Source organism: Pseudoalteromonas sp. SG45-2 (assembly GCF_014164115.1).
Lineage (GTDB): Bacteria > Pseudomonadota > Gammaproteobacteria > Enterobacterales > Alteromonadaceae > Pseudoalteromonas > Pseudoalteromonas distincta.
Map to the genome: position 1 here is coordinate 70993 of NZ_JACJEO010000008.1, position 21968 is coordinate 92960.

Sequence of the window (21968 nt, forward strand, 5' to 3'; positions counted from 1 at the left end):
CAATCCGTTGTGTTGAGTTATTCTGCGCTTTTTACGCGATTTAGGCCTGCTTGTAAAAAAAAGTTACTCGATTTTATATTAAGCGCTTCTTGTTTATAAGGCTCAATAACTGATTCAGGAAACGACAGCATTAACTGCTCAATACTTTGATCTTTACTGTTTTTAACATGCTCCGTTATGGCTGTTAAAAATGATAGCGGCTGTTTCAGCTGCTCTTTTGTTAATGTGCCGCCGTGGCCAGGTATAATAATAGTGAGCTTTTCGTCGTTAATATATTGCTTAAGCAACGTTTGCCAACTTTTAAGTTCGCCGTGACCAGGGTAAGGAAGCCAGTCAACGATATCGCCACCAATCAGCACACTGCCCTTATTAGTAGTAATAGTTAAATCACCGTTAGTATGGGCTTGCTGCGGCTCAAGCGTTACCTCAAAACCACCAAGGTCGATAATTTTACGACTATTAATTACTATTTCGGGTTTGCTAAGCTGATACTCCTGCCAGCGAAAAAGTCGCTTTTTTGCAAGCTTTAACTTATCACGCCATTTAGCTTGCTCTTCTTTAGGGACATTCGCTAATCGTTGGTAGCTCAGCTCAATGCTCTTTTCATAGGTGTCTAGTTTGTCGGTATATGCTGTTTGGTAAAGGCTAAAATTTTTATTTACTTGTTGATGAACAGTGAGCTTGGCATCAGGATAAAAATTTTGCATAACCGCCATACCTAGCAAGTGATCGTCATGGTAATGCGTGGCAACCAAATAGCATAAAGGTGTTTTAAGGCGTTTTTTTAAATCTTCAGCAAGTTGTTCAACTGCAGCAAAATTGGCACTCGTATCAACCAGTAGGGCACATTTTTCGCCTTCAATTAATACTTGGTTAGAGTCGTAAAAGCGAAGCTTGTCTTGTTGCTTTAAAAACTGAATATGAGGGTTTATTGTATTCCAAATAACGGCAGCGTAGGTGCTAGGTGCTATTGATAGTAAAGTGCATGCCAATAGTAAGTGCTTACATGAAGAGGTTATGTTTGAAAGTTTTAACTTCATTTATTATCTCTACGCTGAGGTTTAATTACTTTAATAATAAACAAAAAGCGCAGTATGCGCTTTTTATTTTTGGTGTTTGGGGTCATTTGCCAAATGCTGACTGAGTTTATCAATCAATTGGTCTTGATGCTGTTGTTCAACTGTAGCCTGTGTTTTTGCTTCTAGCAATTCGTGGCTTAAGTTTAATGCTGCCATTAGTAGGGCTTTTTGATCGTTTCTAACGGTTGAGCGTTGTTTCATTTGCTCAACTAAGTCATTTAGATTTTTAGCTGCTGCTATTAATGCATCTTCCTGCCCTTCAGGGCAAGCAAATTGCTGCTCTTTACCTAGCAACTCAACAGTGACCCGCTGGTTTTGCAGCTCAGACATTAGCTAGCCTGTTGTGCGCTTTGTAATTTATCAAGAAGACCAGATAAAGTAGTGCTGGCATCTTTTTGCTTTTCTTCATTTTCTAAAGCTTCAAGCTGTAGTAATTCGTTTTCATCGCTTAGTTTAGTGTTCTGTTCTTTTAAAGTAGCAACATCTGTTTGTAATTGATTATTACGTTCGATTAAAGAATCGATCAGTTGTTCGAGTTGTTGAAGAGTAGTGTTGTTCATAAAGGCGCTCATATAACTGTAATTAATGTCATGCAAATGTAAAGCAAAGTGTGTTGATTTGCCAGCATTTACGGTGGTTTTAGCTGATTTTTCTTCTGCGTTAAGGGATAATTCAGCATATGAGCTTTTTCATTCAGAAATGGTTCACTTTAACACTCTCTTATCTTGGTGTGAGTTGCCAAAGCCTAGTGCTTATGGTTCACTTACGATATTAAATTGCGTATGGCGAAAATAAATAATGCTTAGTTACAGACACTCATTTCATGCGGGTAATCCTGCCGATGTACTTAAACATTTAGTACTGGCACAAGTACTAAATTACCAAACAATTAAAGATAAACCGCTTGATTATATAGACACGCATTCAGGTGCTGGCTTTTTTGAACTGGCAGCTGCTGATGCGCAAAAAACGCAAGAGTATCAAGATGGTATTGAAAAACTTTGGCAACATAAAAGTGAACATGCTGAGCTTAATGAGTACATTGAATTAATTAAGTCATTTAACGACACTGACGAACTTGCATTTTATCCGGGTTCACCAAAAATTGCAGAGCATTACTTGCGCCGCCAAGATAAGGGTTGGTTTTTTGAACTGCACCCGCGCGATTTATTATTACTTGAAGAAAATATGCAAGGTAAGCGCTCCATTCGTGTGCGCGGAGAAGATGGCTTTACCGGCTTAGTAGGATTATTACCACCAGCATCTCGCAGAGCGTGTGTGTTAATTGACCCTCCGTACGAAATTAAAGATGACTACGAAACGGTTGTAAAAACCTTAGTTAAAGCTCATCAGCGTTTTGCTACAGGTACTTATATGATTTGGTATCCGGTAGTAGACAGAGAGCGCATTGATAATATGGAGCAGGGCTTAATTGATTCAGGAATGCGCAACATTCAGCTATTTGAATTAGGCACTGAAGCGGACACTGACGTACACGGCATGACAGCATCTGGCATGATTGTGATTAACCCTCCATGGAAGCTAAAGCAAACAATGGATGCAATAATGCCTGAACTTGTTGATTTGTTAAGTGAGCCAAGTGGTTTTTACAGAAGTGAACAACTCGTTGATGAGTAGCTTTAAATAGCGCTTACAATGAATGATAAAATGCCCAGCTTTGCTGGGCATTTTATTTAAAATCAATACGAATGTGTTAGGTAACACATATATTAGGGAGCTAAATATTAATTAAAATAAACTGCGTTAAAAGTAGCAAGCGTATTACCGCTGTTGTTTTTAAGTTTCAGTGACTCGCCTGTAATTTCCCACTTTGAAGTATTGTTAAGTACGTTAGACATAGCTGCCTCTTGGTCCATATTCTCCGAACACATCTTTTTTGTACTCGCTAACTGACTAAGTGTAATTGTGTGCTGCTCGGTGCTATAACTTCCGCTAAAATTATTACAGCCTAAAAAGCCATTAACACGGTAGTCTTTATCGAACTGAATAAACGGCTCTTTAGTTCTAACATTTACTGTTTGAGCATTGATTGTTATTGCTTTCCAGTACGTGTTTGTAAGCGTTATGTCTGGCTTTTCAACGGATACTTTTGAAAGCTCAATTTTATAAGGGCCAGTTAGCTGTGATTCTCTAAATGGGTCGTTATTTGTGGTACTTGTGTAAAGTACTTTGTCTTTATTTATGATTCTGGCGCTTAGGCTATAGCGGTGTTTATCGTTAACTTTACTGGCATCATAAGTTAGCTCTACAGTAAATGGTGGGGCTTGGGTAATATCAATCACTTCTTGGGTTATTATATCTGCTTTTACATCCATTTTAGATACATCCGAAAGCGTAACTATTAACTGTGAACCGGGGCGAAGCATACTGCGATCTTTGTAGCTAACTTGGGTAGTTAGAGTCGATATTGATTTTGCTTGCTCTGTATTTTCAGTCGGCTTTGTTTGTTGATCACAACCGGTTATAGCAAAAGCGCTCAGTGCTAATAAACTAAGTCCTGTAAGTGCTTTTTTACGTGAATGTACTGCTTGATGCTTTTCCATGTTTGTTATCCTTACTCAATATTATCCCCCTAGTGTATTACCTAGTGACTTAATCATTCCTTAACTTATTTTAAACATAAAAAAAGGCGCATTAGCGCCTTTAATAATTAAAAAACAAACGATTATTTTTTAACAAACTTAGTTAAAATAACTATGCGCTGGCCGTCAACTCGCCCTTCAATATGTTCAGGGTTGCTGGTTAGGCCAATATTACGAACAGCTGTTCCGCGTTTAGCTGTAAGGCTACTACCTTTAACGTCTAAGTCTTTAATTAGGGTAACAGTATCGCCTGCTTGAAGTACTACACCGTTGCTATCTACATGCTTTAAATCGTCATCTTCAGCAAGTGCTTTTTTAGCCCACGTTAGCGTATCTTCTTCAAGGTAAATCATGTCTAGCGCATCTTGTGCCCAGCCATTATCAGGCGCTAAACGCGAAAGCATTCTGTAAGCTACAACTTGTACTGCAGGAGTTTGGCTCCACATGCTATCGTTTAAACAGTGCCAATGCGTAGGCGTTATTTCGCTGTTATTCTCGATTTGATCTTTACATGTTTGACACGTGTAAATACATTTATCTGAGTGGGTTTCAGTTACCGGTGGTACTTCATAAACAGATAAGTTCTCGGTGGCTGCACACAATTCACATTGATTATTACTACGTTCGATTAAGGCTTTTTCAATACTCATGGGGCTCTTTCTGATTCTGGTCGAGTTAACATTTGCTGCTATTGTACTCCAAAACACGAGCTCTGCGCCATTAGTCCCTTAATTTTGTGTGGGTATATTACTCATATACTTATCTTCAATAGTTTTTATATATCCTTGAGCGTGAAGGTTTTTAATTGCTAGGTTTATCTGGGGCAATAATTCTTTGTGTTTGCTCAATAAGCGAATTCTTAAAAAACCATGGGAATGCTGTGCGCCAAAGGCAATGTTTATCCCTAACTGCTTTGCCCAATAGAGCGCAGTTAACTTACCTACTAGTGCAGCTTCTACACGGTTTCTTGATAGGGCTGTCATAAGTTCTTTTTCGGATGGAAAGTCAACACGCTCAAAGGTGTTGTCATTAAAGTAATAGTAACCTAGTACCGTTCCTATATTTTTACCCTTCAAGCTATCAGCGCTTTGCCAATGCTGGGCATTTTTAGGCAAGGTAACAATCATTTCTGTGGCATAAATAAGCGGCTCTGAAAAAACATAACGAGGGTCATTTCTCTCACTCTTTGAGAGCCATTCTAATGAAATAACATCAAAATCGATTATTTCATCTTGTAAATATTTGGTAATACGCTTTGTAGGTAGGTCGATATGAGAAGCTGCAATATTGGCATCATCGAGTACTTTTTCAATAATTTCGGGTAATATGCCAGGCTTTTCTGGATCATTTGTATAATATGGATAATGACTCCCTGACGCGCTGACATTATATTTGAGGGGAGTAGGATTAATGCTGGCATAGCTAAAAAATACAAATAGCAGAGGGCTCAGTACTAATAACCGAATAAAGTTAGTCAAATCTCTACCTTTTATATTAATATTTTATATTAGTGTTGTGTAATTTTAACGTTTTTGCAATGACGACTATATTTATCTTATGCGTGTTGCATTAAAGTACACATATTATTGGCTGTTTTGCCATCTTTTATTTATAGGTTTAGAGCCAAGTGAAATTACATAACATACCTGATGAAGTACAAAAAATAACTCAGTTTGTTGCGCGGCAACCTATTTTTGATATAGACCAGAATGTTTTCTCGTACGAATTGCTTTATAGAGACTCAGCCAATAATGCGTTTCCTGTAGGCACTTCTGATGTCCATGCGACAAGCCGCCTATTTTTTAATGCTTTAATGTTGGTTGGTTTAGATAGACTTACCGCACATCATTTAGCTTTTATAAACTTGTCATCAGAAACTATTCTCGATAACTTCCCCAAACTTTTATTGCCAGAAAATAGTGTTATTGAAATAGTGGAGCGCACGGGTAATATTCCTGCGGTGGCTGAGCGTGTGCAAGAACTTAAAAAAGAAGGCTATGTTTTTGCACTTGATGATTACGATGGCGATCCAAAATGGGAGCCACTGTTAGCACATGTTGATTACATAAAAATTGAGATAGATGATCCGGTTATTAAAACCAATATGCGCATTAAAAAAATAAAACGCGCAAATCCACATGCAAAAATAATTGTTGAACGAATAGAGACGCATGAACAATTTAATGTATTAAAATTGGCTGGCTGCGATTTATTTCAAGGGTTCTTTTTTTCTCGCCCAGAAATGATTACGTATAAAGGTGTAGAGCCTTCAAAGCTAACCGTTTTTGATCTATTGCGTTTTACAGCAAAAGAAACACTTTGCTTTAAAGAAGTTCATCAACGAGTGGCCAGAGATGTCGCCATAACAGCGAGGGTTTTAAAGCTAGCTAACGCGCGTTCAGGCAAAGCAAATTTAGTCATTACGTCTATTTCACAAGCGGTTATTTATTTAGGTGAGGACACAATAAGACAATTTGTTCGCGTATTAGCAATTAGTGAGTTGGGGGTCGAAAAACCAACCGAATTAACTAAGCTTGCTTTAACGCGGGCTCAATTTATGTCGCTAATATTGGAGCAAAATAATAAAGAGTTGACCGAGCAAGGGTATCTGGTGGGTTTGTTCTCGGTGCTTGATGCTATTTTAGATGCTGAATTAAAAGACATAGTTAAAGAGTTTACTTTAGATGCTGCAATATCTGATGCGTTACTATTAGAGAGCGGCATCTTAGGGAACTGTTTATCGCTTATAAAAGAGTTTGAATTAGATAATATAGATGAAGCTATGGTCCATTTGGCCAACATAAACTCAGAGCTGCACATTGGCGATATATTTAATTTTTTATTGGATGCTGTTTTATACAGTGATGACATTATTGAGGCAATAACAGAATAAATATGCGTAATTGGTTGTCGGTTATAAGTGTAGTGGTTGCTCTTTGTTTATTGTTTCCTGGTATTACAAAACCAGTATTAACAATAGAGGGCAACATAGATAAATCAAAATTAGCGCAAGCGGGCATTGAAATGCTTGCTGAAGAGGGCGATGGTCGGACTCGTAGCATGCTAATGATGTTCTCGAATATGCTAGGGCTTGATAAGTTAGAGGGCGAGATTAGCGCCTATAACAAAACACAAAGTATTTTAGGCACAGTTAAAGAGCTTGCTAGCAATAATAATTTATTTGTAGCTGCTTTAGTGGGGTTGTTTTCTATTGTTATTCCAAGCTTGAAGCTGCTATTACAATTGCTTTATTGTTGCCTACCTTTGAATGGGTTTAAGCAAAAGCTCGGTCTGGTTATTTGTGCATTAAGTAAGTGGAGCATGGTTGATGTATTTGTTATTGCATTAATAGTGACTTACCTAGCAGGTAACGCTCATGGTAAAAGTGGTGAGCTACTTGTTATGAATGCACAATTTGGTGAGGGTTTTTGGTATTTTAGCGCATATTGTATATTTGCAATTATCGCGAGTAACTTAATTAAAACACCTGATAAACCGCAGTCTACATAATTAAAGTATTTGTGGTTGCCGTTAGGTTATCTTACAATCATTTTAAAATTTATTAAAAGGCATAATGTTGCAACGTTTTTACTCTAGTTTACTCATGATAACTTTACTGCTCACTTTTGTGGGTCAGGCAGTTGCGTCTGTAGCTATGGTATGCGAAATGCCACATTTGCCAACGAAAACAGCAATGCATGCCCAAATGCCAATGACACACAGTAGTGATGCAACAGCTGTTGCTAGCATGTCTGAAAATATGATGCAGATGGATTGTTGCGACGACGAAAGTACGCCACAAAATGATTGCAAATGCCCTATCAGTGGCTGCGCTGCTAATTCAATGCTTAATGTTGATACTTTATTTAGCGTTACTTTACTTGAATCTGAAAAAGTAAATATAAGTGTATTTACTACACAAATTAATATACCTCGTTCACTCTACCGCCCTCCTATGTCTGCTTAATAGCAGGATAGGTGTAATATCAATTTTATTGAAAACATGCTCATTCTAGGAACTAAATACCTCTCTAACTGCGTTAAAAATTACTTATATAAAGCAACTATACTGCGTAATTTTTTCCTTGTTATAGAGCAATTTTCCTACCGCAATAATAGATCATTAATTCAATGCAATTGATATAAAAGGTTTTTGTAAAACTCCTAAACACCTTTTTTGCTTCTTAATTTAAGAATTTCTTTTATTTTTAGATGGAGCAGGTGATGAACCACGCTGTAAGTATTAAAGCCGTATTATGTAGTGTTGTGTTATTTAGCACAGCTGTTAATGCGCAAAACAATTCAAATAACCTAAATATCGATACGCTAAAACAAGCCCGCAATGAGCAAACGCTTAGCTTAACGCAAGCGCTTAATTATGCACTAACGCATGAGCCATGGCTAAAAGCGAGTTGCTACCAAGAAGATGCCACAATAGCGCAAAGTATTGCCGCAGGCACCTTACCCGATCCTGTTTTAACGGTTGGCTTACTTAACTTGCCTACTAACGGTTATGCATTTGATCAAGAAGGGATGACGCAGCTTAAAGTCGATTTGAGCCAAAAGTTTAGCCGAGGGAATAGTTTAGCACTTAAACAAAAGGCATTAGCTCAGTCTGCTCAACAATACCCTTGGCAGCGCGCCGATCGCTTAGCACAAGTAAAAGCAATTGTGATTGAGTCGTGGTTAAACGCGTATCGTGCTCAGCGAAGTATCGCTTTAATTGAGCAAGATAAAGGATTATTTACTCAGCTTATTGAAATTACCGAAGCAAGCTACGCAAGTACCTTAGGTAAAACACGCCAGCAAGATATTATTCGTGCGCAATTAGAACTCACTCGCCTTGAAGATAAGCTGGTTATGCTTGAGCAGCAATTTGAAAGTGCTAAAAACCGTTTAGCACAGTGGTTACCTATGAATATGCTTATGCAGCCTTTAAATGACGAATTTACTAAAACCACAGGGCTGGTTGATTTTGCAAACCTTGAATTTGATAAATTAATACAGTTGCTTATGGCGCATCCCGCAATTATTGCGATAGACAAAACCGTCACCGCAAAGCAAACCGAAGTTGCACTCGCCAAGCAAAGTTACAAACCTCAAATGGGCGTTAATGTGGGTTATGGTTACCGAGATGATACGCCGATGGGGGAGTCGCGAGCTGATTTACTTTCAGTAGGATTTAGCATTGATTTGCCATTGTTTACTGATAACAGACAAGATCAACAGGTTAAATCGGCTATTGCTAGTGCAGAAGCTACTAAAACACAAAAGCTGGTGGCGCTTCAAAAACTCAAAGGCATGTACTTTAAGGAGTTTAGCCAACTCGCTCGTTTGCAAAAACGCGATGCGCTTTATCAAAATACGTTATTACCGCAAATGTCAGAGCAATCTCAAGCAACACTTAATGCTTATACGCGCGACGATGGGGATTTTTCTGACGTGATGCGCGCGCGTATTAGTGAACTTAACGCCAAAATAGACGCGCTTAATATTCAAGTAGAGCAGCATATTATTACCGCTCGCCTTAATTATTATGCAAGTAGCTTAGACCCCCAAGTAATGAGCGAGCAAACTGGAGAATTACATAATGAATACTAATTTAAAGTTACTTGTTGCCGCCTTAGTCGGTGCGGGCGCATTTGCATTAATTGGCGCCTTAGTGATGCAGTTTTTACCTAGCAGCTCGGAAATGAATGAACAGCAAAGTGCTGAAAAACAGCCCTTGTATTGGGTAGCACCTATGGATAGTAATTACAGGCGTGACGCGCCAGGGCTGTCGCCAATGGGAATGGATTTAGTCCCTGTATATGAAAACGATAGCAACGCTCAGGATGGACCAGGTGTAGTAACTATTTCGCCTGCAGTCATTAATAACTTGGGTGTAAGAACTGCCAAAGTAGAGCTTAAAACACTTCACAGCGATATAAATACTGTGGGGTATGTGCAATATAACCAAGACCAACTTATTCACATTCATCCACGTGTAGAGGGCTGGATTGAAAGCTTGTACGTTAAAGCGCAAGGAGCACAAGTTAAAGCCGGTGAGCCTTTATATACTTTGTATTCACCACAATTGGTGAATGCACAGGAAGAGTTTTTATTGGCGGTTAATCGTAATAATACCGTGTTAATTCGCGCAGCAAAGGCACGTTTAGAGTCGTTAAATGTGTCTGATGGATTTATTGAACGTTTACAAAAAAATAAAAAGATAATGCAAAATATTACTTTTTACGCAAAGCAAAGTGGTGTGGTAGATGAGCTAACAGTACGAGAGGGCTTTTACGTTAAACCAGGCACATCAATGATGAGTATTGCCCAGCTAGATGAAATATGGGTAGAGGCGGAAGTGTTCGAGCGCCAATCAGAACAAGTGAGTGTTGGGTTGCCCGTTACAATGACGCTTGATTACTTAAAAGGTCAAAAGTGGGAAGGTAAGGTTGATTACATTTACCCCGCGCTTGATGCTAAAAACCGGACTCTGCGTGTAAGGCTTAGGTTTGAAAATGCAGATCATCGGTTAAAACCAAATATGTTTGCACAAGTGAGCATTCACGCTAAAGCGAGTAAGGCGCAATTTACAGTCCCTAAAGAAGCGGTAATTCGCACGCAGCATCAAAACCGTGTGGTTATTGCATTAGGTGAGGGTCGTTTTAAATCGGTAGAAGTTGAAGTTGGGCAAATTAATAGTAATGAAGCTGTCATTTTGTCAGGTGTAATGACAGGTGACACGGTAGTGACTTCAGCGCAATTTTTAATAGACTCTGAATCGAGTAAAAGCTCTGACTTTAAACGAATGGAAATACCTAGCTCTGGTATCAGCTCGGATTCTGGTTCAGACTCAAATATGAACATGGATATGCAGCCACAAAACGCCACGGTTAACGGCACTATTAATGCCATAGATATACAAAATCGCATTATTAATATTAGCCGAGAAGCCATTGAAAAATGGAATCGAGAACCCGCCACAATGGACTTTGTATTAGCGCCAGATATTGATATTACTCAGTTTGAAAATGCCCAGTATATTAATTTTACTTTTAGCATTATTAACGATGAATTTGTAATTACTAAAGCGCAAAACGCAGAGCCGATTGATCATTCTACTATGCAACCTATGCAATATAGTTCTCACTAGGAGCCATTATGATAACTGCCATTATTCGCTGGTCTGTTAGCAATCGCTTTTTTGTGTTGTTGCTTACATTAATTTTACTGGGTGGAGGATTGTTTGCACTAAAAAATACGCCCGTGGATGCCTTGCCTGACTTATCTGATGTTCAGGTCATTATAAAAACCACTTACCCGGGGCAAGCGCCGCAAGTAGTGCAAGACCAAGTTACATTTCCGCTCACCACAGCAATGCTTTCTGTGCCGGGAGCGCAAACCGTAAGAGGTTTTTCGTTTTTTGGTGACTCGTACGTTTACGTTATTTTTGACGAAAAAACCGATTTGTATTGGGCGCGTAGCCGAGTACAAGAATACCTAAGCCAAGCAGCAAACCGATTGCCCGATAGCGCTACGCCAGAGCTTGGTCCTGATGCGACAGGCGTAGGTTGGATTTACTTATACGCACTAATTGATAAAACAAATAAACACGATATTAGTCAGCTACGAAGCTTACAAGATTGGTTTTTAAAGTTTGAGCTACAAACCGTACCAGGAGTCTCTGAAGTGGCTGCTGTTGGTGGCATGGTTAAGCAATATCAAGTTAATGTTGAGCCTGATAAATTACGCGCATATGGTATTCCGCTTAGCCTTATTCAAACCGCTATCCAGCAAGGCAACCAAGAGATGGGCGCCTCAGTAGTTGAAATGGCTGAAGCTGAATACATGGTAACAAGCACAGGCTACATTAAAAGTGTTGCCGACCTAGAAGCTATTCCGCTTGGCGTAAACGCTAATGGTACTGCGCTGCAATTGCGTGATGTAGCTGATATTAGAGTCGGGCCGCAAATGCGCCGTGGTATTGCAGAGCTTAATGGCGAAGGCGAAGTGACCGGCGGCATCGTTATTATGCGCTATGGCGAAAATGCACAAAAAACTATTGAGCTGGTAAAAGCAAAATTAGAATCGCTTAAAAAGGGATTACCAGAGGGCGTTGAAATAGTCCCTGTGTACGATCGCTCCAACTTAATAAATAACGCAGTAGATAATCTAACAAGTAAGCTAATTGAAGAGCTGATTGTAGTTGCTTTAGTGTGTGTGGTGTTTTTGTTTCATGTGCGCTCATCATTGGTGGCGATTATTACGTTACCGCTTGGGATTTTAACGGCATTTATAATTATGTATTGGCAGGGGATTAACGCCAACATTATGTCTTTAGGGGGAATTGCAATAGCGATAGGCGCAATGACCGACGGCGCTATCGTCATGATTGAAAATATGCACAAACATATGGAAAAAACGCCACTTACCAACGAAAACCGCTGGGAAGTTGTGGCTAAATCGGCGAGTGAAGTGGGTCCTGCATTATTTTTTAGTTTATTAATTATTACCGTCAGCTTTATGCCGGTATTTATTTTAGAAGCGCAAGAAGGACGTATGTTTGCGCCACTGGCTTACACTAAAACCTATGCTATGGCGGCGTCTGCTGGGCTTGCGATTACCTTAGTGCCGGTATTAATGGGTTACTTTATTAGAGGTAAAGTTATTTCGGAGCAAAAAAATCCAGTTAACCGATTACTCGTCGCAGCGTATCGCCCACTACTTAACTGGGTGCTTAAATTTCCAAAAATGACATTGGTACTCGCGGTGGTTGTTTCTGTTATTGGCTTTTACCCGGTAAACAAAATAGGCAGTGAATTTATTCCGCCACTTGATGAGGGCGACTTAATGTATATGCCCACAACGTATCCTGGTTTATCGGTAGGTAAAGCGCGCGAAATACTACAGCAAACCGACAAGCTAATTGCCACAGTACCTGAGGTTAAAACAGTATTTGGTAAAGTTGGGCGAGCAGAAACTGCAACAGATCCTGCGCCGCTTACAATGATAGAGACGTTTATTCAGCTAAAACCAAAAAACGAATGGCGCGAGGGTATGACGCTTGAAAAACTTAAAAAAGAACTCGACGGTTTGGTTAAGTTTCCGGGGTTGACGAACGCGTGGGTAATGCCAATTAAAACACGTATTGATATGCTCGCGACCGGTATTAAAACCCCTGTGGGTATTAAAGTTGCGGGACCAAAGTTGAGTGAAATTCAAAAAATTGGTCAACAAATAGAAGTGTTATTGAAAGATGTGCAAGGCACTGCATCGGTTTACTCAGAGCGAGTAGCCGGTGGACGTTATATAAAAGTAGATATAAATCGTGAAAAAGCCGCGCGCTATAGCTTAAATATTAGCGACATACAGCAAGTTGTATCTACTGCAATTGGTGGTACAAACGTAACTCAAACCGTAGAAGGGCAAGAGCGCTACCCAGTTAATTTGCGTTACCCGCAAGCATACAGAGACTCGCCAGAAGAGCTAATGCTGTTACCCATTGTAACGCCTACAGGGCAGCGTATAGCACTTGGTGATGTAGCCAATGTATTTATTGAAGATGGACCGCCTGGTATAAAAAGCGAAAATGCACGTTTAAACGGTTGGAGTTTTATTGATATAGATGGCGTTGATATTGGTACTTACGTTGAGCACGCTCAGCAAGTGCTCGATAAGGACCTAATACTACCTGCTGGCTACTCAATTACGTGGGCTGGGCAGTATGAATACATGCAGCGCGCTAAAGACAAACTGACTTATGTATTACCACTTACATTAGCGATTATTATTGTGTTGCTTTATCTTAATTTTAGAAGCTTTGCTGAGGTCACTATTATTATGGCTACTTTGCCACTGGCAATGATTGGTGGCGTATGGCTAATGTATTTAGAGGGCTTTAACTTTTCAGTTGCAGTGGGTGTAGGTTTTATTGCCTTAGCTGGGGTAGCGGTAGAAATTGGGGTCATTATGTTGGTGTATTTAAACCAAGCCTATCAAGAAAAATGCATCGAAGCAGAGCAGGCAGATAAGCCACTTAGTTTAGTGCAATTACAGCAAGCTATTATTGAAGGTGCAGGGCTTCGAGTACGCCCGGTTATGATGACTGTCGCGACAATTATTATTGGCTTGCTACCTGTGCTGTATGGCACAGGCACCGGAAGCGAAGTAATGAGTCGAATAGCTGCACCTATGGTTGGCGGTATGGGCAGTGCAATTGTACTCACCTTACTTGTTATTCCTGCGGTTTACCTACTGTGGCGCAAACAAGGACTTAAATAATATAAAGCAACAAGACGATAGAGCAGTGCGGTTACTACCCACGCATTGCTCTATAAAAATTACCTATAATTTGTAAGTTATTCTATTAAATTGCTAACTAATATCCATTTTAAAATTAACCTTCTGTTTTTAAATGGTTTTTTAATTGGCACGCTTTACGCAGTGTAGTACCTATACAGTCAACTAAGTAAGGAATGCACATGCAAGTTAAAACAATTAAAGAGGTATACGATTGGACCGTTTTGTTTCATACGCAAATGGCGGCTAATTTTCATAGCGTAAAGGATTTACTCGATGAACATAATGCAATGCTGGTGGACTACTACCTAAATTACGAAAAAAAACTCGCTGAAGATTTAGTCGGGTTTAAAGCGATAACCGAAATAAATACGCTCGATACGTACTGTTATGAATACTTTGCTAAAAATCCTGAGCTAATTACTTTCGAAGACATTAGTAAAGACCAGCAATTTGATGAGAAAGTTATTCAAGCTTATTTATCAGAGCAGCATCAAAAGGTAATTGAATTATACGAATACTTACTTGAGCGCGCTGAAACTCAAAGTGGCCAAGAAAAGCTGCAACAAATACTAGAGCTGGAAAAGCAAGGTATAAAGCAAATGATGCAAAGTACGAATCGTCATATGGATATGTAGCTTTATAGGATAACTATTCAAAATAGCCGATGCTTGCATCGGCTTATTTTATGTCTGCGTTAAATAACCCGCAGAGGGCTTTGATAAACTGGCTAAAATAATATGCGTGTCAACAGTGTGGCACGCACTTAGGGAGATCAAACTTCTTCTGTATCTACAATTAAATCACTTGTTATTGATTCCAATGCTTCAATGACTTCGTCTTTATTCATACCATTGGGTAAAGTAACGGTAGCAACAGCGCTAAAAATAGGCACCCCCCAATTAGGCGCACTTTGCTGCCTTGAATTTAAATGAGTAATGTTAGCGCCTTTGTGGCGTATTACACTCGCCAACTCTTGAACAATACCTGGGCGATCGTTACCTGTTATAACCAGATTGATTTGTTCTAATGTTGATGGTTCAATTTCTGTGTTTCCGGTTTCAATTCGAACGTCTAACTTAGGTAACTTATTTAAAGCGCTTTGTAGTGATTGAAAGTGCTCCTCAGCAACTTCAAGTTGAATAATACCTGCAAAATGACCTAATAAATGGCTTAAGTTACTGCTTAGCCAGTTGCCATGATTTTGTAACACGACGGATGAGATACTCTCTACTAAACCAGGGCGATCTTGCCCTAGAATAGTTATAACCAACTGCTTCATAAATAATTCTCTTTTTAAGCCCAAAGAAAGTAAATGCATAGGCATTAAGTGTATTGTCTAATCTAAATTGTGTATTGTTGCACTTTTATAAATCGTTGATTTTAAAATAATAAAATTGAATGTGGTTGTGTTGACTATACGCGGTATTAATAGTCATTCTTATTTAGTAAGTACTCTTTTAGTATTGACCTCGATAAATGCTTTGTCCAATTATTTTATAATTTAGTTCACTTAAAAATCATCTATATGAGACTTATTTAGCGATTTTCTTCGCTAGTTTTATTTAAAACCGTTTTAACGTGCTTATTATTACTGCTGTAACATTACTGTCATCTTGATGAAATATAATTTATAGAACGTTAAGATTTAAGGGTGTTTTGATGACTTCAAATCCGAATAAACCGACTTTTAATACGGATCGAAGCCGTCTATTTAAAGATCGGTTTGCCAAATTTGGTATAACCGCAGGTGGGATAATGGTATTGGTAGCACTGCTATTAATATTCTTTTACCTTCTTTATGTAGTACAGCCAATTTTTGAATCTGCAAAAGTAGAAAAACGCGATAGCTTTCAGGTCGCTAATTCGCAGCAAATAGCAGGCCTAGGTGTAGAAGAGCAAACTGAAGTTGCTTATTTACTCAGTCAGCAAGGGCAGGTTGATTTTTACAGTGTGCAAGATGGCAGCTTTGGTAAAAAGCTTAAAACATTAAACGCCGAGCTACCAAGTGATGCAACAAGCTTTGCAACTAGCGCGCCTTTTCAAGGGCATTATGCGTTTGGTTTAAAAGATGGCACTGTAATGGTCGTAGCACCTAAATTTTTGGTCACCTTTCCTAATAACGAGCGTAAATTAACGCCTCGTTTAGACTTTCCTCTTGGGGAAATGGCTTTGGAAGTAGATGAACAAGGCTCAGCTATTAAACGCTTTGCATTTAGCCACTATGAAGACAGAACAGCTGTTGTCGCACTTACAGAAGACAAACGGGTGCTGTTTAGCAGTTTTGTTGCTGAAGAGAATATGTTTACTGGCGAAGTTGAGTGGGTTGTTGAGCGCACAGAGCTAGATGTTGAAGGGCGTGTAGATGAGCTATTAATGTCGCCAGATACAACCCGTACTTTTGTACGTTCTGCTAATCAAGTTTACGTATACGATACACGTGACCCAAGTGATGTAGAGCAAATTCAGCTACTTTCAGCTAACGAAGAAAATGCCAATATTGTATCTGCACAATTACTAGCAGGTGCAAACTCATTAATGCTTGCCAATGATAACGGCGAAGTTTCGCAGTGGTTTGAAGTTAACACTGACACTGGCCGCGAATATGAAAAAATACGTTCATTTGAAACGACTAAGCAAAGTAAATTAAATGTATTTACAGAGTTCTACCGTCGTACTTTTTTTACGACCAGCAGTAACGGTGAGCTTGGGGTGTACTACACAACAAGCGAAGCAAAATTATGGCAAGGTAAAGTAAGTGAAGGCGCAATACAAAACTTTGCAATTTCACCGCGTTCAAATGCTGCATTAATTTTGGCGGATAACAAACTAACAGTATTAGAAATACATAACGAGCATCCAGAAGTCACTTGGTCAGCGCTTTGGCAAGAAGTGTGGTACGAAGGTTACCCAGAGCCAGGTTATATATGGCAGTCAACATCAGCCAGTGATGACTTTGAATCTAAGTTTTCATTAGTGCCAATTTCGTTCGGTACATTAAAAGCAGCCCTTTATGCGATGTTATTTGCAGTGCCTATTGCGCTTTCGGCGGCAATTTACACGGCATACTTTATGTCGAGTAAATTACGTAAGGTAGTTAAGCCTACTGTTGAAATAATGGAAGCATTACCAACCGTTATTTTAGGTTTTTTAGCCGGTCTTTGGTTAGCTCCTTTGATAGAAGAGCACTTACCTGCAATTGTTGGGTTACTCATATTATTACCTTTAGGTATGTTAGCGACAGGTTTATCTTGGACTAAATTACCAACCAAAATCCGTCATCGAATTCCTGAAGGATCTCATTCAATTATCCTTATTCCGGTCGTTTTACTTATTGGCTGGTTTTCGTTTGCGATGAGTGAATTTGTTGAGCTTTGGATGTTTGACGGCAATGTACGTCAGTACTTAACAAATGAGCTAGGTATGACATTCGATCAACGTAACTCGCTGGTTGTAGGTATTGCGATGGGGTTTGCAGTTATTCCAACTATATTCTCAATTGCAGAAGACGCCGTATTTAGTGTTCCAAAGCATTTATCAAATGGCTCATTAGCATTAGGTGCAACGCAGTGGCAAACACTAATACGTGTTGTATTACTAACAGCAAGCCCTGGTATTTTCTCTGCGGTAATGATGGGACTTGGCCGCGCCGTTGGCGAAACCATGATTGTACTTATGGCAACGGGTAATACACCTATTATGGATTGGAGCATCTTCCAAGGTATGCGTACGCTTGCAGCAAATATTGCAGTTGAAATGCCTGAGTCAGAAGTAGGTAGTTCGCATTACAGAATATTGTTCTTAGCGGCCTTTGTACTATTCATATTCACATTCATTTTTAACACAGTCGCTGAGTTTGTTCGCCAGCAACTGCGTGAAAAATATAGCTCAATGTAAGCGGAGAGACATGACATGGTAAAGCAGTGGTTTAAGTCTGGTTCTCCTTGGATTTGGATGACCGGTGGTGCAGTGAGCATCAGTTTAATTTCAGTTCTAGGCTTATTAGCAATGATAGCCTGGAAAGGATTAAGTTTTTTCTGGCCTTCAGAAGTTGTGCAGTTTGAACTTGAAGGGTCAATTTCAAAACAAACCGTTATTGGCGAAGTTTATGACCGTGAATTAGTACCAAAAACGCGTTTAGCCGCGACAGGTATTGACGTTAGCGGATTTGAAAAAGAAGAAATAGAGCGCTTACTTATTAAAACAGGTAATCGTGAGTATGTAGATTTAGACTTTCGTTGGATATTAGAAACCGACATTAAAAATAAAACAACGCCTGCAACGCTTGCTGTATTTGAGCGTAGTAAAAACGGTAATTTTTATGGTTATGTTGAAAGTGTAATTAAAGATGGTAAACCAGTCGAAGGCGATAAAATTGAAGCTCTACATGAACTTGTAGAGCGTGCCGTGGATTTAAACGACGAAGCACTTGATTTACAAAATGGTGACATTGGGCATATTAACTATGAGCTTGAGCGTCTTCGTTTAAAAGAAAAGGGCTACTTACTAGATAACGCACTCACTGATGAACGTGTTGCTGAGCTTGCTCAAGAGCGTGCTGAATTACGTGCGCAGTATGGTGTACTTGAAAAAGATTTATTTGCACTACGTAAACAAGCTAAACGTGACCACGTAACTGTAAAAGATATGCGCGGTGAAGTAGTTACGATTCCAATGTATCAAGTACTTGATGTTTGGTTTCCAAATGATATGGGCTTTTTTGCAAAGCTAGGGCACTACTTTGTGCAGCTAGGTAAGTTTGTATCTGATGACCCACGTGAAGCAAATACAGAGGGCGGTGTTTTCCCTGCTATATTTGGTACTGTGTTTATGGTTATGCTGATGGCTGTAATAGTGACGCCGTTTGGTGTTGTTGCTGCAATTTACTTACACGAGTATGCCGCTAAAAATGCAGTCACTAAGATGATTCGTATTGCGGTGATTAACTTGGCCGGTGTGCCTTCAATTGTGTACGGTGTGTTTGGCCTCGGCTTTTTTGTATACATGTTAGGTGGTAGCTTAGACCAATTATTTTACCCTGAAGCGGCACCAACGCCAGTATTTGGTACGCCAGGTGTAATGTGGTCGGCGTTAACGCTTGCTATATTAACTTTGCCAGTTGTTATTGTATCGACTGAGGAAGGCTTATCTCGTATTCCAAGTACCGTACGTGACGGTTCACTAGCGCTTGGCGCAACAAAGGTTGAAACGTTATGGCGCATAATTATTCCAATGGCAAGCCCTGCAATTATGACTGGTTTAATACTGGCAGTTGCGCGTGCTGCAGGTGAAGTTGCACCATTAATGTTAGTAGGCGTTGTAAAAATGGCCCCTACATTACCACTTGATGGTAACTTCCCGTATTTTCACTTAGATAGAAAGTTCATGCACTTAGGCTTTCATATATACGATGTTGGCTTCCAAAGCCCTAATGTTGAAGCGGCACGTCCGCTGGTATACGCCACTGCCTTTTTATTGGTGTCGGTGATTATTACCCTAAACATAACGGCCATTGGTATACGTAACCATTTACGTGAAAAATTCAGATCGCTTGAACACTAATTAGTAAAGATTTTATAGGTAACAAAAATGATTACAGTCGCTCCACAAGTAAACCAAGCTAATATTGGTCAAAAGTTAGACCTAGAAAATTTAACGGATGATCAAAAAGCGCTAGAGATTAAAGACCTCGATCTTTACTACGGTGATAAGCAGGCGCTTAATAAAGTTAATATGAACATTCCTAAAGGCCAAGTAACTGCGTTTATCGGGCCGTCTGGGTGTGGTAAATCAACATTACTGCGTTGTATTAATCGCATGAATGATTTGGTTGATATTTGCCGTATTGAAGGTGAAATATTACTCCATGGTCAAAATATTTACGATAAGAGCGTAGATGTAGCAGCACTTCGTCGTAATGTAGGCATGGTGTTTCAGCGCCCTAATCCATTTCCTAAATCAATTTATGAAAATGTAGTTTATGGCCTGCGCTTACAAGGCATTAAAGAGAAACGTAAATTAGATGAAGTAGTAGAGCAATCACTTCGTGGTGCTGCTTTGTGGGATGAAGTAAAAGATAGATTGCACGATAGCGCGTTTGGCTTATCGGGTGGTCAGCAACAACGTTTAGTTATAGCTCGCTCAATTGCAATTGAGCCTGAGGTACTTTTACTTGATGAACCAACATCAGCACTCGACCCTATTTCTACTTTGGTAATCGAAGAGCTAATAAACGATTTAAAAAACAAATTTACCGTTGTTATTGTTACACACAACATGCAACAAGCAGCGCGTGTATCTGATCAAACAGCCTTTATGTATATGGGCGAATTGATTGAATACTCAGACACAAATACCTTATTTACTACACCAACGAAGAAAAAGACTGAAGATTACATTACCGGTCGTTACGGTTAATTAGCCCGTTATAGCGTGTTGTACAAGATTAAGAGAGAAGGTAACTATGGAACATAATATTAATAAGCATATTTCTGGGCGCTTTAACCAAGAACTAGAAAATGTACGTAACCATGTATTGAGTATGGGTGGCTTAGTTGAGCAGCAATTAAATAGCGCGCTTGATGCGGTGAGTCGTAACGATGCTGAGCTTGCTCAAAAGGTACGTCAGAACGATTACAAAGTAAATGCAATGGAAGTCAGCATTGATGAAGAATGTACGCGTATCATTGCTCGTCGTCAGCCTGCAGCAAGTGACTTACGTTTAGTGATTGCAATTGCAAAAACTATTGCAGATTTAGAACGTATTGGCGATGAAGCTGAGCGAATTGCTAAAGTTGCACTAGACTCATTTACTAAAGATCAACAAGACTTGTTAGTAAATATTGAGAATATGGGCCGCCAAGTTCTAAAGATGTTACATGATGTACTAGACGCATTTGCACGTATGGATGTGCAGCGCGCATTTCAAGTACATAAAGAAGATGCAAAAGTTGACCGTGAATATGAAGCTATCACACGTCAAATAATGACTTATATGATGGAAGATCCACGCTCAATCCCTAAAATTATGGACTTAGTTTGGTCTGTTCGTTCATTAGAGCGCATAGGTGATCGCTGTCAAAATATTGCGGAATACATTATTTATTTTGTAAATGGCAAAGATATTCGTCATACATCTCAAGAAGATATAGAAAAATCGCTATAATTTTTTACCTATTTTTCTTTTTTATTAAAGCGGCTTAGTGCCGCTTTGTGCATTGCAAGCCTTAGTGAAGTAATAAAAAGCGTTCACAATCTTGGTTAATACTGTAAAATTCATGCTGCAAAGCATATCAATTTGATTAAAGGGTCAGTTATGCCTACAAACGCGTTTTTAGGAGTATTTGCAAAATCTCCTATCAAACCAATGGAAGAACACATCAAGAAGGTTCATCAAGCAAGTAAAGCTTTGATACCTTTTTTTAATCACGTATTTAAAGAAGAGTGGGTACAAGCTGAAGAGCTTCGCATCACTATTCGCAATTTAGAACGTGAAGCTGATGATATGAAAAGAGATATACGCTTACAATTGCCACGTGGTTTATTCATGCCGGTAGAGCGTACAGATCTTCTCGAATTAGTAACTCAACAAGATAAAATTGCCAATAAAGCAAAAGATATTGCAGGACGAGTGATTGGTCGTGAAATGACCATTCCTAAAGTTATGCAAGCTGATTTCTTAGCTTACTTAACCCGTTGTGTAGATGCGACTAAACAAGCATCTAAAGCAATTAACGAATTAGAAGAATTGCTAGAAACGGGTTTTAAAGGTCGAGAAGTCACCTTAGTAGAAAAAATGTTAGTTGAATTGGATGCCATAGAACAAGACACGGACGAAATGCAGATAAAAGTACGCCGCCAGCTACGTGATGTAGAGGGTGAGTTAAACCCAATTGATGTGATGTTTTTGTACAAAATCATTGAATGGGTTGGCGAGCTTGCAGATATTGCAGAGCGCGTAGGATCACGTCTTGAGCTGATGTTAGCTCGTTAATTTAAA

20 protein-coding genes are annotated in these 21968 nt (G+C 39.3%); 13 read left to right on the forward strand and 7 right to left on the reverse strand.

All coding sequences use genetic code 11. From position 1 onward, the window contains the following. Window positions 1-17: 17 nt before the first annotated feature. The 3 genes from H5116_RS07540 to zapB form a co-directional block, all read right to left on the reverse strand. Window positions 18-1040, reverse strand: a complete 1023-nt coding sequence (locus H5116_RS07540; protein ID WP_182715866.1) for an MBL fold metallo-hydrolase — start codon at window positions 1038-1040, stop codon at window positions 18-20. A gap of 63 nt (window positions 1041-1103) precedes the next feature. Beyond that, window positions 1104-1409, reverse strand: a complete 306-nt coding sequence (locus tag H5116_RS07545) for a cell division protein ZapA (protein WP_002957856.1) — start codon at window positions 1407-1409, stop codon at window positions 1104-1106. Then, window positions 1409-1639 carry a cell division protein ZapB gene (zapB, locus tag H5116_RS07550; RefSeq protein ID WP_002957855.1) on the reverse strand — a complete coding sequence of 77 codons (231 nt, stop codon included), beginning with the start codon at window positions 1637-1639 and terminating at the stop codon, window positions 1409-1411. The genes H5116_RS07545 and zapB overlap by 1 nt, the downstream gene beginning before the upstream one ends. A gap of 238 nt (window positions 1640-1877) precedes the next feature. On the opposite strand from zapB, the gene H5116_RS07555 reads away from it, so the two are divergent. Continuing rightward, window positions 1878-2717, forward strand: a complete 840-nt coding sequence (locus H5116_RS07555) for a 23S rRNA (adenine(2030)-N(6))-methyltransferase RlmJ (protein ID WP_182671457.1) — start codon at window positions 1878-1880, stop codon at window positions 2715-2717. A 107-nt stretch (window positions 2718-2824) separates the two neighbouring features. On the opposite strand, the gene H5116_RS07560 is transcribed toward H5116_RS07555, so the two are convergent. The 3 genes from H5116_RS07560 to H5116_RS07570 all read right to left on the reverse strand — a co-directional run bounded on the left by H5116_RS07560 (window position 2825) and on the right by H5116_RS07570 (window position 5160). Then, on the reverse strand, window positions 2825-3643 hold the full coding sequence (locus H5116_RS07560; RefSeq protein WP_182695512.1) for an META domain-containing protein: 819 nt from the start codon (window positions 3641-3643) through the stop codon (window positions 2825-2827). Between the two features lie 122 nt (window positions 3644-3765). After that, entirely contained in the window at window positions 3766-4332 is a 567-nt protein-coding gene (locus H5116_RS07565) for a PhnA domain-containing protein (protein ID WP_007586451.1), read from the reverse strand. Between the two features lie 78 nt (window positions 4333-4410). Then, a complete protein-coding gene (locus tag H5116_RS07570) occupies window positions 4411-5160 on the reverse strand; it encodes an ABC transporter substrate-binding protein (protein WP_024595823.1) in 750 nt (249 codons plus the stop codon). 149 nt (window positions 5161-5309) lie between these two features. Here H5116_RS07570 and H5116_RS07575 point away from each other — a divergent pair, with 149 nt between their 5' ends. From H5116_RS07575 to H5116_RS07605, 7 genes are all read left to right on the forward strand, one after another. Next, window positions 5310-6575, forward strand: a complete 1266-nt coding sequence (locus H5116_RS07575) for an EAL and HDOD domain-containing protein (protein ID WP_024595824.1) — start codon at window positions 5310-5312, stop codon at window positions 6573-6575. A gap of 2 nt (window positions 6576-6577) precedes the next feature. Beyond that, the gene (locus H5116_RS07580; RefSeq protein ID WP_010554372.1) at window positions 6578-7192 is read left to right on the forward strand and encodes a paraquat-inducible protein A; all 615 of its coding nucleotides are present in this window, start codon (window positions 6578-6580) and stop codon (window positions 7190-7192) included. 94 nt (window positions 7193-7286) lie between these two features. Then, window positions 7287-7649 (forward strand): hypothetical protein, encoded by a 363-nt coding sequence (locus H5116_RS07585; protein WP_259395075.1) that lies wholly within the window; start codon window positions 7287-7289, stop codon window positions 7647-7649. A 257-nt stretch (window positions 7650-7906) separates the two neighbouring features. Next, window positions 7907-9283: a TolC family protein gene (locus tag H5116_RS07590; protein ID WP_182715867.1), complete on the forward strand. Its 1377-nt coding sequence runs from the start codon at window positions 7907-7909 to the stop codon at window positions 9281-9283. Then, window positions 9273-10823 carry an efflux RND transporter periplasmic adaptor subunit gene (locus H5116_RS07595; RefSeq protein WP_182715868.1) on the forward strand — a complete coding sequence of 517 codons (1551 nt, stop codon included), beginning with the start codon at window positions 9273-9275 and terminating at the stop codon, window positions 10821-10823. Before H5116_RS07590 ends, H5116_RS07595 begins: the two co-directional genes overlap by 11 nt. Before the next feature lie 8 nt (window positions 10824-10831). Beyond that, entirely contained in the window at window positions 10832-13951 is a 3120-nt protein-coding gene (locus tag H5116_RS07600) for an efflux RND transporter permease subunit (RefSeq protein WP_182715869.1), read from the forward strand. Window positions 13952-14151: 200 nt separating this feature from the next. Further along, entirely contained in the window at window positions 14152-14607 is a 456-nt protein-coding gene (locus tag H5116_RS07605) for a hypothetical protein (RefSeq protein WP_002957844.1), read from the forward strand. A gap of 137 nt (window positions 14608-14744) precedes the next feature. Here the strand turns inward: H5116_RS07605 and H5116_RS07610 are convergent, their stop codons facing one another. Further along, window positions 14745-15251 carry a glycine cleavage system protein R gene (locus H5116_RS07610; RefSeq protein WP_002957843.1) on the reverse strand — a complete coding sequence of 169 codons (507 nt, stop codon included), beginning with the start codon at window positions 15249-15251 and terminating at the stop codon, window positions 14745-14747. A 380-nt stretch (window positions 15252-15631) separates the two neighbouring features. Here H5116_RS07610 and H5116_RS07615 point away from each other — a divergent pair, with 380 nt between their 5' ends. The 5 genes from H5116_RS07615 (at window position 15632) to H5116_RS07635 (ending at window position 21962) form a co-directional block, all read left to right on the forward strand. Continuing rightward, window positions 15632-17866, forward strand: coding sequence for an ABC transporter permease subunit (locus H5116_RS07615; RefSeq protein WP_182715870.1), 2235 nt, complete (start codon window positions 15632-15634; stop codon window positions 17864-17866). 15 nt (window positions 17867-17881) lie between these two features. Continuing rightward, on the forward strand, window positions 17882-19531 hold the full coding sequence (gene pstA, locus H5116_RS07620; protein ID WP_002957841.1) for a phosphate ABC transporter permease PstA: 1650 nt from the start codon (window positions 17882-17884) through the stop codon (window positions 19529-19531). Between the two features lie 27 nt (window positions 19532-19558). After that, window positions 19559-20386 carry a phosphate ABC transporter ATP-binding protein PstB gene (gene pstB, locus H5116_RS07625; protein ID WP_002957840.1) on the forward strand — a complete coding sequence of 276 codons (828 nt, stop codon included), beginning with the start codon at window positions 19559-19561 and terminating at the stop codon, window positions 20384-20386. Window positions 20387-20432: 46 nt separating this feature from the next. Further along, window positions 20433-21134 carry a phosphate signaling complex protein PhoU gene (gene phoU, locus H5116_RS07630; RefSeq protein WP_007586465.1) on the forward strand — a complete coding sequence of 234 codons (702 nt, stop codon included), beginning with the start codon at window positions 20433-20435 and terminating at the stop codon, window positions 21132-21134. A gap of 150 nt (window positions 21135-21284) precedes the next feature. Beyond that, complete coding sequence (locus tag H5116_RS07635) at window positions 21285-21962, forward strand: TIGR00153 family protein (protein WP_002957838.1); 678 nt, start codon at window positions 21285-21287, stop codon at window positions 21960-21962. Window positions 21963-21968 lie beyond the last annotated feature (6 nt).

Excerpts from the sequence above, each read along its gene's own strand:
- H5116_RS07580 (WP_010554372.1), top strand. The coding sequence starts at position 6,578 with ATGCGTAATTGGTTGTCGGTTATAAGTGTAGTGGTTGCTCTTTGTTTA.
- H5116_RS07635 (WP_002957838.1), top strand. The coding sequence starts at position 21,285 with ATGCCTACAAACGCGTTTTTAGGAGTATTTGCAAAATCTCCTATCAAA.
- H5116_RS07610 (WP_002957843.1), bottom strand. The coding sequence starts at position 15,251 with ATGAAGCAGTTGGTTATAACTATTCTAGGGCAAGATCGCCCTGGTTTA.
- H5116_RS07615 (WP_182715870.1), top strand. The coding sequence starts at position 15,632 with ATGACTTCAAATCCGAATAAACCGACTTTTAATACGGATCGAAGCCGT.
- pstB (WP_002957840.1), top strand. The coding sequence starts at position 19,559 with ATGATTACAGTCGCTCCACAAGTAAACCAAGCTAATATTGGTCAAAAG.
- H5116_RS07545 (WP_002957856.1), bottom strand. The coding sequence starts at position 1,409 with ATGTCTGAGCTGCAAAACCAGCGGGTCACTGTTGAGTTGCTAGGTAAA.
- H5116_RS07600 (WP_182715869.1), top strand. The coding sequence starts at position 10,832 with ATGATAACTGCCATTATTCGCTGGTCTGTTAGCAATCGCTTTTTTGTG.
- phoU (WP_007586465.1), top strand. The coding sequence starts at position 20,433 with ATGGAACATAATATTAATAAGCATATTTCTGGGCGCTTTAACCAAGAA.
- H5116_RS07585 (WP_259395075.1), top strand. The coding sequence starts at position 7,287 with ATGATAACTTTACTGCTCACTTTTGTGGGTCAGGCAGTTGCGTCTGTA.
- H5116_RS07540 (WP_182715866.1), bottom strand. The coding sequence starts at position 1,040 with ATGAAGTTAAAACTTTCAAACATAACCTCTTCATGTAAGCACTTACTA.
- H5116_RS07595 (WP_182715868.1), top strand. The coding sequence starts at position 9,273 with ATGAATACTAATTTAAAGTTACTTGTTGCCGCCTTAGTCGGTGCGGGC.
- H5116_RS07560 (WP_182695512.1), bottom strand. The coding sequence starts at position 3,643 with ATGGAAAAGCATCAAGCAGTACATTCACGTAAAAAAGCACTTACAGGA.
- pstA (WP_002957841.1), top strand. The coding sequence starts at position 17,882 with ATGGTAAAGCAGTGGTTTAAGTCTGGTTCTCCTTGGATTTGGATGACC.
- H5116_RS07590 (WP_182715867.1), top strand. The coding sequence starts at position 7,907 with ATGAACCACGCTGTAAGTATTAAAGCCGTATTATGTAGTGTTGTGTTA.
- H5116_RS07565 (WP_007586451.1), bottom strand. The coding sequence starts at position 4,332 with ATGAGTATTGAAAAAGCCTTAATCGAACGTAGTAATAATCAATGTGAA.
- H5116_RS07605 (WP_002957844.1), top strand. The coding sequence starts at position 14,152 with ATGCAAGTTAAAACAATTAAAGAGGTATACGATTGGACCGTTTTGTTT.
- H5116_RS07555 (WP_182671457.1), top strand. The coding sequence starts at position 1,878 with ATGCTTAGTTACAGACACTCATTTCATGCGGGTAATCCTGCCGATGTA.
- zapB (WP_002957855.1), bottom strand. The coding sequence starts at position 1,639 with ATGAACAACACTACTCTTCAACAACTCGAACAACTGATCGATTCTTTA.